This is a genomic window from Empedobacter sp. R750, assembly GCF_030324345.1.
GTDB classification, from domain to species: domain Bacteria; phylum Bacteroidota; class Bacteroidia; order Flavobacteriales; family Weeksellaceae; genus Empedobacter; species Empedobacter falsenii_C.
Genome location: NZ_JACAGF010000017.1, coordinates 20043 through 34011, shown reverse-complemented (window position 1 = coordinate 34011; position 13969 = coordinate 20043). Strand labels below are relative to the sequence as shown.

The following is a 13969-nucleotide window of genomic DNA, read 5'->3' as shown; positions in this document are numbered from 1 at the left end:
CACATCAAAAATGAAAACAAAAACATTTATAAAAATATTAGGCGTTAGCATCGTTTTATTAACAACAACATCATGCGATGATTATTTGGATGTTAGTAGCCCTTCCAATACTTCCGAAATAGAAGTTTACAACGATGCAAGTTACACCTACTCTGCTTTGGTTGGCGTATACAATCAATTGGCTGGTGACAATGGTTACGGAAACAGAATTTCTTCTATCATTGGACAAGCAGCTGATGATTTCAAAACATCTGGTGATTACAATTGTAACGATCGTCGTGGAATTAGTATGTACAATGCATGTCCTACAAATCCAGAATTAGACAAACCTTTCCGTCAATTATACACAGGAATTGAAAGAGCAAATTTATTAATTTATAATATTCCAACCTCTGATGTCTACAAATCTGGAAGTGATAGCGACAAAAAGTTAATGGACAGATATTACGGAGAAGCATTGACGTTAAGAGCACAATATTATTACGAATTAATCAGAAACTTTGGAGATGTTCCATTTCAAGATAAACCATCTTCTCAATACGAACATATTTTCCTTCCGAAAACTGATCGTGATGAAGTGTATGAGGTTTTATTAAATGATTTAGAAACAGCTTCAAAAGTTATTCCTTGGAGAGCCGAATCTGGAGATCCTACAACACGTATCACAAAAGCTTTTGTGAAAGGCTTACGTGCTCGTATTGCACTTGCTAGAGCTGGATATTCACTAAGAAGACAACCGATACAGATGGTTAAAGGAGCAAATCCAGAAAAATATTATCAAATTGCTCGTAACGAAACGTTTGACATTATGCAACAACGTGGAAGCCATAACATCAATCCAAATTACGAAGATGTTTTCCGTGCTATTCACGAAGGTCGCATGGATAACACAAACGAAATGATTTTTCAAGTTGGTGCTTTCGGTGGAAATGCACGAACAGATAGTAAACTTGGTTATTACAACGGATTGCGTCATAACGCAGCTTCTAAATGGAATGGTGGCGGTGGAATCAATGCTTTACCAACTTATTTTTATGAATTTGATAAATATGATCAAAGACGAGATGTCACAATCAATGCATTCGAAATTAATGCTGATGATTTAACACAAGTGGTAAAAATTGATGCTTTAACAGACGGAAAATTTAGAAAATCTTGGACAAAAGTAACAGGTCCTTCTCAAAATGTTGGAATCAATTGGCCAATTATGCGTTTTGCAGATGTTTTATTAATGTTTGCTGAGGCAGAAAATGAATTAAACGGTGGACCAACAGCTGCTGCAATAGATGCTTTGAGAGAAGTTAGAGCTAGAGCTTATGCAAACAATCCTGATAAAATGCCTGCAGTTACAGCGAATAGCTACCAAGGATTTTTTGAGCAAATTGTACACGAAAGATTATTGGAATTTGGTGGAGAATCTATCCGAAAATATGACTTAATCAGATGGAATCTTTTAGGTCAAGTAGTAACAGAAACTCGTGCTAAATTGCAAAATTTATTAGATGGAACGGGAGAATATGCCAATGTACCTAAATACATCTATTACAAAATTGGGAAATACGATCCAACACAGACAGCCCAAAAAACTGTTTTGAGTTTAGATACTTATTTTGTTGGAAATGATAAAACAGAATTGTTCTACACTCCTTCTGTTGCTTCTACTCCAACGGGATATACACGCATAAACTGGCAAACAGGAATGGCTGCAACAATGATTAACGACGAGCGAAAAGGTTGGTTACAATATTACAAACCAAATCATTCAGAATTGTTACCAATCTATCAAGATATCATCAATACAAATTATAATTTAACACAAGATTACGGATACTAAAACACAATTATTATGAAAAAAACTTTTTGTAAAATATTGATTATAGGAGCAGTATTACTTTCTGCAAATGCTGTAATCTCTTGTAATGATGATGAATTTCAATCAGAATCTAACGATCCAATGAGAATGTTTACACCATTGTCTTTATCTGTTGAAAATTTTGAAACAGAAACAAAAGTCACTTGGTCACCTTCTCTATACACTAATAATATTGACGAAACTTACACAACAGAGGTTTCGAGCGATTCGTTGTTTACAAATCCAAAAGATATCATTTTAACTAAAAAAACAGATTCTGCTGGAGTTGTTATTACGGATCAAGAAATTCCCGTGAGAAAAAATTTCTTTATACGTGTTAAAACAAATGCTTATGAAAACAGACCAGAGTCTCACTGGTCTGTTAGTAAGCGAATTAAAATTATTGGAATCCAAATTTTGCATCCTATTTATGATCCAAATATTCTGGAAAATCAAGCAACGGTTAGTTGGGACGTAACTTCTGGAGTAACTGAATTGAGATTTCAAGCTTATACCCAAGTTTCTGGTCAAGATCCTGTTTATGTTGGCGATCCTATTGTAAGTCAAATCACAAGTAGCGAAGCAGCTGCTGGACTTAAAACAACAAAAGGACTTAATCCAAGCACACGATATACAGTCGAAATTTATAAAGGAAATACAAGCGTTGGTTCTCAGAATTTCACGACAAAATCATCTACAAGTTATAGTGTTATTGCTAACTCTGGCGATGATTTAATCACCTTGATTAACAATGCAAAAGATGGTGATATCATTGGATTAAATCCTGGAAAATATGATTCTGGCGATAAATTATTCACGATTAATGCGAAGAAAATTTCATTGATTGGAATTTCTGGAAATCCAGAAGACACAAAAGTTTCTTTCAAAGAATTTACGTTAAATGATACTGGAGCTGGTTTACATCTAAAGAATATCGAATTAGATGGAAGCGCAAATACGGCAGATTATTTAATCAATTTGACAAGCAACAGTAGCAATGGTGCGAAGGCTAATTTTGCAAATGTATCGATTGAAAATTGTGTTGTAAGCAATGTTAAAACCTCAGCTTTCAGAGCAAATAGAGGTCCAAATAGCGGATATGTAATGGATAAATTTGAAATTAAACATTCTTTCTTCAAAAATTTCCCAGCTTCATCTTACGGATTTTTACATTTAGATAAATTACTTTTTAACGAAGTTAATATCGAAAATTCAACATTTACAGAAGTTGGAGATTTATTTATTCGATACAGAGAAAGCATTACTACGCCATCTGCAAACGCAACAATTAATGTCAACAATTGTACGATTAACAGTTTTGGACAAAGTTCTTCTTTTCCTCTATTAGACAACAATAACGTGCCTATCAAAGCTAATTTTACCAATAATATTATTGCAAATTCGCCAAGAGTTGGAGGAAGTTTATCGAGTAATAATTTAATTCGTTTGACTACTACAAGTACAGCTGTTTTTACGTTCAACAATTTCTATAATTTAACGAATGGTAAAGCTGCTGATTTACAAAAACTTGTTTTTCCAACTGGAGTAACTTCTACAAATAATCAAGAAAATGCTCTAAATTGGACAAACACAACAATTGATTTTACATTACCAATCAATTCTCCATTAAGAACTGCATCTTCTACAGGTGCTGCGATTGGAGATCCAAGATGGTGGAATTAATTAAACGATAAAGAATGAAATCACACATCGCAATTACATTTATATTTTTAATTCACTCATGTTTATTTGCACAGAATTTACCTGCTTTTCCTTCTGCCGAAGGATATGGCAGGTATAGTTCTGGTGGACGAGGTGGAGAAGTCTATATTGTCACAAATCTCAACGATTCTGGTAAAGGAAGTTTACGATACGGTATTCAGAAAAAATTGAGCAGAACAATCGTTTTTGCTGTTTCTGGAAACATTGTATTGCAATCCCCTTTGGATATTAATTACGGAAACATTTCTATTCTTGGACAAACTGCTCCTGGAGATGGTATTACCGTTTCTAATTATCCTGTAACCATCAAATCTGATAATGTAATTATTCGTTACATGAGATTTCGTTTAGGCGATTTAGCAAAAGTAGAAGGTGATGCTTTGGGTGGTCGAAATGCACAAAATATAATCATAGATCATTGTTCGGTAAGTTGGGCTACGGACGAAAACATCTCGTTTTATCGTGTCAAAAATCTTACAATTCAATGGTCTATCATATCAGAAGCTCTTAATAAATCTGTCCATATAAAAGGAGCGCATGGTTATGGTGGTATTTGGGGTGGTGAGCCTGCAAGTTTCCACCACAATCTAATTATGAGTAACAATAGTCGAAATCCTCGTTTTAGTGGTTCAGAATCAACTGTGAATCCTGAAGATGAAATGGTTGATTTTCGTAATAACGTGATTTTTAATTGGGGCGCAAATTCTATTTATGGCGGAGAAAATGGAAAATATAATTTGATTAATAATTATTTCAAATCTGGTCCAGCCACAAAACATAAAAATAGAATTGTAAATCCTTCTATTCCGTATGGTAAATTTTATGTCAACGGAAATTTTATAGAAGGTTATGCTGATATAACATCAAATAACTGGAATGGCGGTGTACAAGCTGATGAGCCATTAAAAGCAAAAGCTGAAACTGAATTTGGTAAAAATGAAATTATCACTCATTCTGCTGAAAATGCATACAAAATGGTTCAAGCACATGCTGGAGCAAGTTTAAAACGCGATGAAGTTGATAATCGATTAATTGGTTATTTAACAAATGGATATCCAAAAAATATGACTGGAATTATCGATAGTCAAACAGAAGTTGGCGGATTTCCTACGTTAAAAACATACAATATTCCTACAGATACAGATCTAGATGGAATGGACGATGAATGGGAAAAAAGAAATAATTTGAAAGTTGGTATTAATGATGCAAACGGTTACAATTTATCAAGTCAATATACCAATTTAGAAGTTTATGCAGAATCGTTAGTTTCAGAAAAGATTAATTCAGCGAATAACAAAGTCAAAGATTATGATTTTATTGTAGCGAAAGATGGTTCGGGGCAATTCAAAACTATTCAAGAATTAATTGCTGCACTACCCGATTTTAGTCGAGTTCCTGTAAAAGTTTTGATTAAAAATGGTGTTTACAAAGAAAAAATCACTTTGCCTCCTTCTAAAACGATGATTAATTTTATTGGTGAAAATCAATACAAAACCATTTTGACGTATGATGATTACGCATCAAAATTAAATAATATTGGTCAAGAAATTGGAACATCAGGTTCGGCTTCATATTTTATTTTTGGAGACAATTTTTCAGCCGAAAATATAACATTCGAAAATAGTGCAGGCGAAGTTGGACAAGCTGTTGCTGTTCGCGTTGATGCAGATAAAATAAAATTTACAAATTGTCGATTTTTAGGAAATCAAGATACGTTGTATTTGGTGAAAAGCGGAAGCAGACAATATTTTAACAACTGTTACATCGAAGGTACAGTCGATTACATTTTCGGAGCAGGAACCGCTTATTTTGAGAACTGTCAGCTAAATAATAAAGGGAAAGGATACATTACAGCGGCATCAACGACAGAAGATCAGAAATACGGTTTCGTTTTCGAGAATTGTAAAATTTCAGGAAACAATCAAGATTCTCATCATTTGGGAAGACCTTGGCGACCTTTTGCTCAAACTGCTTTTATCAATTGTGACATGGATTTGTCTGTTAAAGCAGAAGGTTGGAACAATTGGGGAAAAGTTGCAAATGAATCTACAACACGCTACTCCGAATACAAATCTACTGGTAAACATATCGCAAATAAAAGAGTTAAATGGAGTCGTCAATTAACTGCTCAAGAAGCTTTAGCATTCTCTAAAAAGAATGTTTTAGGTGATTGGATCGTCAATTAAACTCCTTACTAATTTTAAAAATTAATACGTATGAAAAAAATTATTGCCACAATAACAACATTAATCCTTGTCACTTCTTGTAGTAACAGATTGGTTCAACATGAAAACAATGGATTTACCTATTCAGAAATTTCTATAAAAGAAGGCGGAAAATGGGTAGATGGAAAAAGAGGTCATAAAGAATATGAAGGCGGAACATTTCGAAATGTACAAGAACATACACTTGATCCTCAACATACCGATCATGCTTTTGATATTCGATACGAAGGTCCAGGTTGGGAAAATCAAAATGTTGGTTACCGCTTGTATTTGGATTGGAGAAATGCGGTTGATATTTTTGGAAAAAAAGTGAAAACACAAGTTTTACAAGATGTTGGACAAGATGGTTTTGATTCTTATCACGAACCTCTTCCTTGGGGACAAGATATCTTGAAAGCTGGTAAATCGCTTGGAATTGGTGGTTTTGGACGATTAGTGAATGATACAGTTGCGCATTTGCATCAAGTTGAAAACACATATATCAAAATAAAAAACAGTAAAAATGTTTCGAGTTTTGAAATTGATTATTCTAAATGGAAAACTGATAATCATACAACAGATGTAAAAGCGAAAGTTTCAATTTATCCTTATGATCGTTTTTCTAAATTTGAATTGAAAACTTCTGTCTTAACGAATGGTTTAACAACTGGTTTGGTGAAATTCAAAAATATTCCGTTGAAGCAAAAGAAAAGCTTAAATGGAAATTGGGGATATATCGCAACTTACGGAAAACAAACTTTAGTTGACAAAAATGATTTGCTTGGAATGGCAATTTTCTATAAATCGGATGAGGTAGAAAAATTAGTTGATGGAAAAGATGATCATTTAATCGTTTTCAAACCGACAACCAAAACAATGACATATTATATTTTGGCAGCTTGGGCACAAGAACCAAATGGACTTAAAAATGAAACTGAATTCTACAATGATTTGAATTCGAAATTGGTTCAATTAGAAAAGTCTAATCGTTTATAAATAGTTGATGATGAAAAACATTTTAAAAACAACGGTTTGTGGTTTGATGATAATCTCGAGTACGTCTTGTATCAGTCAGAAAAAAAATACAGAAGATATTCTTGTCAATCCAAAATTAAAATGGTCAGAACGAATGGCAATTTCAGAGACTATTCGTTTCCCTGATCCTACGCTTTTAGATTTTCAAAAAAAACCACGTTGGAGTTATACAAATGGATTGGTTTTAGACGCTATGTACAAAGTATATGAGCAAACAAATAATCAAACGGTCTATAATTATATCTACGATTATGCAAATAGAATGATTGATTCGAACGGAAAAATTGATACGTATAAATTCGAGAATTATAATTTAGATATGATCAAATCTGGTGATGCAATTTTTGATTTATATGAAAAAACAAAAGAAAATCGTTTCAAAATTGCAATGGAAACGTTGGATAAGCAATTAGAACAACAACCAACAACAACGGAAGGCGGATATTGGCACAAAAAAATCTATCCAAATCAGATGTGGTTAGATGGTGTTTATATGGCCGAACCTTTTCATGCAAAATATGCAACAAAATTTCAGAGCGCAACAGAAGCGAAAAAATCGTACGATAAAATTGTTTTACAATTTGACTTAATCGAAAAATATAATCGCGATCCAAAAACTGGTTTATATTATCATGGTTGGGACGAAAGCAGAAAAGAAAAATGGTCAAATAGTACAACAGGCCTTTCTCAACACTTCTGGTCGAGAGGAATGGGTTGGTACGGAATGGCTTTGGTTGATGTGTTAGATTATTTGCCAAAAGATTATCAAGGTCGTGATAAATTAATCAAATACCTTAATCAATATGCAGAAGCGATTGTGAAGGTTCAACATTCTTCGGGGACTTGGTATCAAGTTTTGGATCAAGGAAATAGAACAGGTAATTATTTGGAAGCGACGGGTTCTTCGATGTACGTTTATACGTTAGCGAAAGGTGTTAACAAAGGTTATTTGCCAAAATCATACATGAAAAATGCCAAAAATGGATTTGAAGGAATTTTAAAAGAATTTATTCAAGTCGATGAAAAAGGTATTGTAAGTTTAGAAAAATGCTGTGCTGTTGCTGGTTTAGGAGGAAATCCTTATCGTGATGGTTCTTACGAGTATTACATCAATGAAGAAATAAGAGCAAATGATCCAAAAGGAACTGGACCATTTATATTAGCTGCATTAGAATTAAATCGTTAATCGCCATGAAATCAACATTAATTCTCCTATCATTATTAGGATTAAATTTCTTGCCAATACACGCTCAAAAATCAAATGTTTGGGTATCAGATTTAGGAAACGGAACATACAAAAATCCTGTTTTATATGCAGATTATTCTGATCCTGATGCAATTCGTGTGGGTGATGATTTTTTCATGACAGCTTCCAGTTTTAATGAAGCGCCAGGTTTACCAATTTTACATTCAACTGATATGATTAATTGGAAATTGGTTAATCATGCCCTACCCGATGTTTTTCCTATCAAACATTTTAGCACGCCAAAAAGAGGCGATGGTGTTTGGGCACCGAGTATCAGATTTCACAACAACGAATATTATATTTATTGGGGCGATCCAGATTTCGGAATTTATATGGTCAAAACCAAAAATCCTTTCGGGAAATGGGAAGATCCTGTTTTAGTTGAAGAAGGAAAAGGTATTATTGATACGTGTCCGTTTTGGGATGAGGACGGAAATGCCTATATCGTACATGGTTGGGCAGGAAGTCGCGCTGGTGTAAAAAGCCTTTTGACAATCAAAAAAATGAATGCGGAAGGAACAAAAGTCTTAGATAAAGGAAAACACATTTTCGATGGACACGAAAATCATCCAACTGTCGAAGGCCCAAAAGTCTATAAACGCAATGGTTATTATTACATTTTTGCTCCTGCAGGTGGTGTAGCTACTGGTTGGCAATTGGTTTTACGTTCAAAAAATATTTATGGACCTTATGATGAAAAAATTGTTTTAGAACAAGGAAAATCAACTGTCAATGGACCTCATCAAGGTGCTTGGGTGGATACAAAAAATGGAGAAGATTGGTTCTATCATTTTCAAGACGCGGATACTTACGGACGAATTGTTCATCTTCAACCGATGAAATGGATCAACGATTGGCCGTTTATTGGTGTCGATCAAGATAAAAATGGAATTGGAGAACCAGTTTTAACATATAAAAAACCTACAATTTCAAATAAATCTGAAATTATAAATCCTTCGGAAACGGATGATTTTAAAGGAAATGATATCGGATTACAATGGCAATGGAGCGCAAATCCTTCAATTGTTTGGTACAGTAAATTAGCAAACCAAAATTTTCTTCGTCTTTTCTCTATCAAAGTTCCTGAAAATTCGAATAACCTTTGGACGGTTCCTAATTTGTTAACGCAAAAATTTCCTGCACCAAATTTCACAGCTTCAACAAAAGTAAAACTTACGCCTGAAGATGCTACAGAAGGAAAAACAGCTGGTTTATTAATCATGGGAACAGATTATCAATCTTTGGTTATTACAAATAAAAAAGATGGCTATTATTTACAATTGATTCGAGCAGAAAAAGCAGAGAAAAATAATCCAGAAAAAATTCTATCCGAAGTAAAATTATCAACGAATGAAGTTTTCTTGAAAGTAAAAGTGAGCGAACCAAACGGAATTTGTCAATTTAGTTTTAGTGAAAACGGAAAAAAATATACATCAATCGGAGAACCATTTCAAGCTAAACCAGGAAAATGGATTGGAGCAAAAGTTGGCGTGTATAGTATAAGTTCTCAAGATGCAAAACGTGGTGGTTATGCTGATTTTGATTGGTTCAGAATAGATAAAAACGAGAAATAATGAAGACAAAACAATTTTTATATACCTTGATTTGCTTCATTACTTTGTCAAGTTTTTGTCATGCACAAAAAGGAAAATCTATCACCATTTTCTTAATCGGAGATTCAACTGTTGCGGATTATACAGGCGATTATGATCCGGGTAAAAACTATATGAAAAACAGATATCCAATTGCTGGTTGGGGACAAGAATTTCAACCATTTTTTGCAAAAGATAGCATACAAGATGTAAAGCATTTAGCGAATAAAAATATCATCGTCAAGGATAAAGCAAAAGGTGGTCGAAGTACGCGTACTTTTTTTCAAGAAGGTAGATGGCGAGAGGTTTATTCACAATTAAAAAAAGGTGATTATGTGTTGATTCAATTTGGACATAATGATGCCGCCGAAGATAAACCAGAACGATTTGTAAATTTAGAAGGTTACAAAGAATTTTTGAGATTATATGTGGATCAAACAAGAGAAAAAGGTGCAATTCCAATTATTTTAAGTCCTGTTGCGAGAAATTATCCTTGGAAAAATGGAAAGTTAGAAAATGTACATGGCGAATATCCATTTGTCGCTAAAGAAATTGCAAAAGAAAAAAATGTTGCATTCTTAGATTTGAATCAATTATCGATGGATTTTTTTAGCCAAAAAGGACAAGAATATGTAACAAAAACCTATTTCATGAATTTTGAAGCGAATTTGTACGATGCTTATCCAAATGGACAAAAAGATAACACACATTTTCAAATTGCAGGCGCAAAAGCTGTCGCATCAATTGTTTTCAAAGAATTCAAAACTATCATTCAAAACAAAAACATTAAATAATGAAAAAATACATAAAACTACTTACAGTTGCCTTAGCGGTTGTTTGTTCTACTCATTTATCAGCTCAAGTTGATGAGAATATTTACAAGGATATTGAGTTCAATATGCCGAAAGTAAAAGAAACTTCGTTTCCAAATCGTGTTGTTTCAATTGCACAATATGGTGCAAAATCGGACGGAATTTTCAAAAATACAGAAGCAATCAACAAAGCTATTTCAGAAACAAGTGCGAAAGGTGGAGGAAAAGTTGTTATTCCGCGCGGAATTTGGTTGAGTGGACCTATCGAAATTAAAAGTAATATTAACTTACATTTAGAAGATGGCGCTTTATTGATTTTTAGTAAAGATTTTAACGATTATCCTTTGGTTGAAACAAGCTTCGAAGGATTAAATACAACGCGTACAGTTTCGCCTATTTCTGCTAAAAATGCACAGAATATTGCGATTACTGGAAATGGAACAATCGATGGAAATGGTGATGCATGGCGTTTTGTAAAGAAGGGTAAAATGACAGATTCTCAATGGAAAAATTTGGTTGCGTCTGGCGGAGTTTTATCGAATGACAAAAAAACGTGGTTTCCAAGCGAAGGTTCTAAATTAGGTTATATCAGCAGTTCTAATTTTAATGTTCCTGATAAAATCAGCAAAGAAGATCTAATTAAAGTAAGAGATTTTTTACGTCCAGTAATGGTTAGTATTGTTAATTCGGATCGTGTACTTTTAGATGGTCCAACGTTTCAAAATTCACCTGCATGGAACATTCATCCGTTAATGAGTTCGAATATTATCATTCGAAATTTGAATGTTAGAAATCCTTGGTATTCTCAAAATGGAGATGGATTGGATTTAGAATCGTGTAAAAATGTGTTGATTTACAACAATACGTTTGATGTGGGTGATGATGCAATTTGTATCAAATCTGGAAAAGATAAAGATGGTCGCGATCGTGGAATTCCTACTGAAAATGTCATTATCAAAAATAACACAGTTTATCATGCACACGGCGGATTTGTAATTGGTAGTGAAATGTCTGGTGGCGTTCGCAATGTTCATGTTTCTGGTGCAACTTTTATCGGAACAGATATTGGTTTAAGATTCAAAACGACTCGCGGTCGTGGTGGATTAATCGAAAATATTTATATCTCTAATATTGATATGATTAATATTCCTGCACAAGCAATTGGTTTTAACATGTTTTACGAAGGAAATTCTCCGATTGTAGAAGATGATCAAAATGCGGATGACGAAAAAAGAAATGATAAAAAAGTTCCAGTAACAGAGGAAACTCCAACAATTCGAAATATATTTTTCAAAAATATTAATGTTGTAAGTTCTCACGAAGCCTTGTTTATCATGGGACTTGCAGAAATGAATATTAAAAATATTGTGGTTGAAAATTCGACTTTCGACACGAAAAAAGCTTTAAGTATTATTGATGCTGATGGAATTCAATTGAAAAATGTAAAATTCAATTACAAAGACGGAAAAGCGGTCACAATTTTTAACAGTAAAAATGTTGATTTAAGCACTACTGAATTCAAGTCAGCTATAACTCCAGAAATTAAGATTATTGGTAATGAATCTGATAAAATCAAGTTACCAAAAGCATTTGATAAGAAGAATGTAACAAGTTCTAAAGAAGTCAAAAAGAATGCAGTTATCAATTAAAAAGATTTTGTTTGTTTTTATGATGCATATGGTGATAGCCTTCGGTCAAGTTGAGAGACCGAAGGCTTCGCCTTATACAATCGAAACGACTTACAAAAAATTAAAGAAAAATTATCCTTTTATTACGCCGATTTCTTCTAAAAACTTCGAAAATATTAATGCGTTTGAGGATATAATTTATCAAAAAAAACATCAATTAAAAGCAGATATTTATCAACCAAAAAATCAAACTAAAACTTCTATAGCTATTGTTCTTGTACATGGTGGAGGTTGGATTTCGGGTAGCAAAGAAAATCAAAAACCAATGGCTCAAGCGCTTGCTTCGGCTGGTTTTGTAACAATGGCAATAAATTATAGATTAAGTGATGTTGCAAAATATCCTGCTCCTTTAGAAGATATGGATGATGCAGTTAATTATTTAATAAAGAATCGTAAAAAACACAAACTCGATCAATCGAAAATCGTTATTCTTGGCGCTTCTGCAGGTGCTCAATTGGCAACACTTTACGGCGTAAAATCAAAGAAAATTGCTGCAATTATCAATATTGATGGAATTGTTTCTTTTATTCATCCCGAAGCTGAAGAAGGTACTTATGCCAGTTATTTTTTCGGTTATACGAAACAAGATAATTTTGAACTTTGGAAAGAAGCTTCGCCTTTGGAATATGTGAATTCTAAAACGCCTCCTACTCTATTTATCAATAGTTCGCAACCGAGATTTCGAGCTGGTAGAGATGATATGATGAAAAAATTAAGCGATTATCATATTCTAAATGAAGCATACGAAATTAAGAATTCGCCTCATTCTTTTTGGTTGATGAATCCTTGGTTTGATGAAACGAAAGACTACATTATTGATTTTTTAACGAAACGATTTAACAAATGAAAATCATTCAATTCATTTTTATAGTTTGTTTACATTTCATCTATACTAATGTAAATGCTCAATACAAAACAATTACTGTTGCAAAAGATCAACAAGCAGATTTTACATCTATTCAAGAAGCGATTAATTCGTTGAGAGATTTAGGACCAGATCAAGCTTTGATTCTTGTTAAAAATGGCGTTTATCACGAAAAAATTAGAATTCCTTCTTGGAAACATAAAATAAAGATAAAAGGTGAAGATTCAGAGAAAACTATTATTACTAATAATGATTTTTCAGGAAAAATAGATGGTTTAACCAATCAAAAAATGACAACCTATACTTCCTACACTTTTTTGGTTGAAGCAGATGATATACAATTAGAAAATCTCACGATACAAAACGAAAGTTGTAACCAAGGACAAGCTGTTGCGTTGCATGTGGAAGGCGATAAATTTGTGGCAAAAAATATTCGATTATTAGGATGTCAAGATACATTGTACACTGCAACAAATAGAAGTCGACAATATTATCAAAATTGTTATATCGAAGGAACAACCGATTTTATTTTTGGTGAAGCAATTGCCGTTTTTGAGAATTGCATCATAAAAAGTTTGGCTAACTCTTATATTACAGCTGCGGCAACACATCAAGAGCGAGAATTTGGTTATGTATTTTTCAATTGTAGCCTTATTGCAGAAGACAATGTGACAAAAGTTTATTTGGGAAGACCTTGGCGACCTTTTGCCAAAACAGTTTTTATACATACCGAAATGGGAAAACATATTCTTCCTATTGGCTGGAACGAATGGAAAGGTGATGCAATGTTTCCAGATAAAGAAAAAACAGCTTATTATGCAGAATATAAAAGCAAAGGTTTAGGAAATAATCCTCAAAAAAGAGCAAATTGGTCGCATCAATTAACCGAAAAAGAAATACAAAAATATACCATCGAGAATATTTTTAACGGATGGAATCCAAAGCAAAATTAA

The 13969-nt window shown here is 33.3% G+C and carries 10 protein-coding genes; all 10 read left to right on the top strand.

Features of this window, described 5'->3' with window-relative positions; translation table 11 throughout:
• Positions 1-10: 10 nt before the first annotated feature.
• Genes HXZ74_RS14535 through HXZ74_RS14490 form a run of 10 tightly spaced genes read left to right on the top strand, consistent with a single transcriptional unit; the run spans position 11 to position 13969 of the window.
• On the top strand, positions 11-1834 hold the full coding sequence (locus tag HXZ74_RS14535; RefSeq protein WP_286476034.1) for a RagB/SusD family nutrient uptake outer membrane protein: 1824 nt from the start codon (positions 11-13) through the stop codon (positions 1832-1834).
• Between the two features lie 12 nt (positions 1835-1846).
• Positions 1847-3535, top strand: a complete 1689-nt coding sequence (locus HXZ74_RS14530; protein ID WP_286476032.1) for a DUF4957 domain-containing protein — start codon at positions 1847-1849, stop codon at positions 3533-3535.
• A 14-nt stretch (positions 3536-3549) separates the two neighbouring features.
• Positions 3550-5760, top strand: coding sequence for a pectinesterase family protein (locus HXZ74_RS14525; RefSeq protein ID WP_286476030.1), 2211 nt, complete (start codon positions 3550-3552; stop codon positions 5758-5760).
• Between the two features lie 30 nt (positions 5761-5790).
• Positions 5791-6774 (top strand): DUF4861 family protein, encoded by a 984-nt coding sequence (locus HXZ74_RS14520; RefSeq protein WP_280061551.1) that lies wholly within the window; start codon positions 5791-5793, stop codon positions 6772-6774.
• Positions 6775-6784: 10 nt separating this feature from the next.
• Positions 6785-7999, top strand: coding sequence for a glycoside hydrolase family 88/105 protein (locus HXZ74_RS14515; protein ID WP_280061552.1), 1215 nt, complete (start codon positions 6785-6787; stop codon positions 7997-7999).
• A gap of 5 nt (positions 8000-8004) precedes the next feature.
• Positions 8005-9633, top strand: coding sequence for a glycoside hydrolase family 43 protein (locus HXZ74_RS14510; RefSeq protein ID WP_286476028.1), 1629 nt, complete (start codon positions 8005-8007; stop codon positions 9631-9633).
• Positions 9633-10445 (top strand): rhamnogalacturonan acetylesterase, encoded by an 813-nt coding sequence (locus HXZ74_RS14505; RefSeq protein ID WP_286476027.1) that lies wholly within the window; start codon positions 9633-9635, stop codon positions 10443-10445. Before HXZ74_RS14510 ends, HXZ74_RS14505 begins: the two co-directional genes overlap by 1 nt.
• Positions 10445-12112: a glycoside hydrolase family 28 protein gene (locus HXZ74_RS14500; protein ID WP_286476025.1), complete on the top strand. Its 1668-nt coding sequence runs from the start codon at positions 10445-10447 to the stop codon at positions 12110-12112. The genes HXZ74_RS14505 and HXZ74_RS14500 overlap by 1 nt, the downstream gene beginning before the upstream one ends.
• The gene (locus tag HXZ74_RS14495; protein WP_286476023.1) at positions 12096-12998 is read left to right on the top strand and encodes an alpha/beta hydrolase; all 903 of its coding nucleotides are present in this window, start codon (positions 12096-12098) and stop codon (positions 12996-12998) included. The genes HXZ74_RS14500 and HXZ74_RS14495 overlap by 17 nt, the downstream gene beginning before the upstream one ends.
• On the top strand, positions 12995-13969 hold the full coding sequence (locus HXZ74_RS14490) for a pectinesterase family protein (protein WP_286476021.1): 975 nt from the start codon (positions 12995-12997) through the stop codon (positions 13967-13969). The genes HXZ74_RS14495 and HXZ74_RS14490 overlap by 4 nt, the downstream gene beginning before the upstream one ends.

Bases quoted from the DNA above. Each gene is read 5' to 3' on its own strand.
- HXZ74_RS14500 (WP_286476025.1), top strand. From the start codon at position 10,445: ATGAAAAAATACATAAAACTACTTACAGTTGCCTTAGCGGTTGTTTGT.
- HXZ74_RS14515 (WP_280061552.1), top strand. From the start codon at position 6,785: ATGAAAAACATTTTAAAAACAACGGTTTGTGGTTTGATGATAATCTCG.
- HXZ74_RS14535 (WP_286476034.1), top strand. From the start codon at position 11: ATGAAAACAAAAACATTTATAAAAATATTAGGCGTTAGCATCGTTTTA.
- HXZ74_RS14490 (WP_286476021.1), top strand. From the start codon at position 12,995: ATGAAAATCATTCAATTCATTTTTATAGTTTGTTTACATTTCATCTAT.
- HXZ74_RS14530 (WP_286476032.1), top strand. From the start codon at position 1,847: ATGAAAAAAACTTTTTGTAAAATATTGATTATAGGAGCAGTATTACTT.
- HXZ74_RS14525 (WP_286476030.1), top strand. From the start codon at position 3,550: ATGAAATCACACATCGCAATTACATTTATATTTTTAATTCACTCATGT.
- HXZ74_RS14495 (WP_286476023.1), top strand. From the start codon at position 12,096: ATGCAGTTATCAATTAAAAAGATTTTGTTTGTTTTTATGATGCATATG.
- HXZ74_RS14520 (WP_280061551.1), top strand. From the start codon at position 5,791: ATGAAAAAAATTATTGCCACAATAACAACATTAATCCTTGTCACTTCT.
- HXZ74_RS14505 (WP_286476027.1), top strand. From the start codon at position 9,633: ATGAAGACAAAACAATTTTTATATACCTTGATTTGCTTCATTACTTTG.
- HXZ74_RS14510 (WP_286476028.1), top strand. From the start codon at position 8,005: ATGAAATCAACATTAATTCTCCTATCATTATTAGGATTAAATTTCTTG.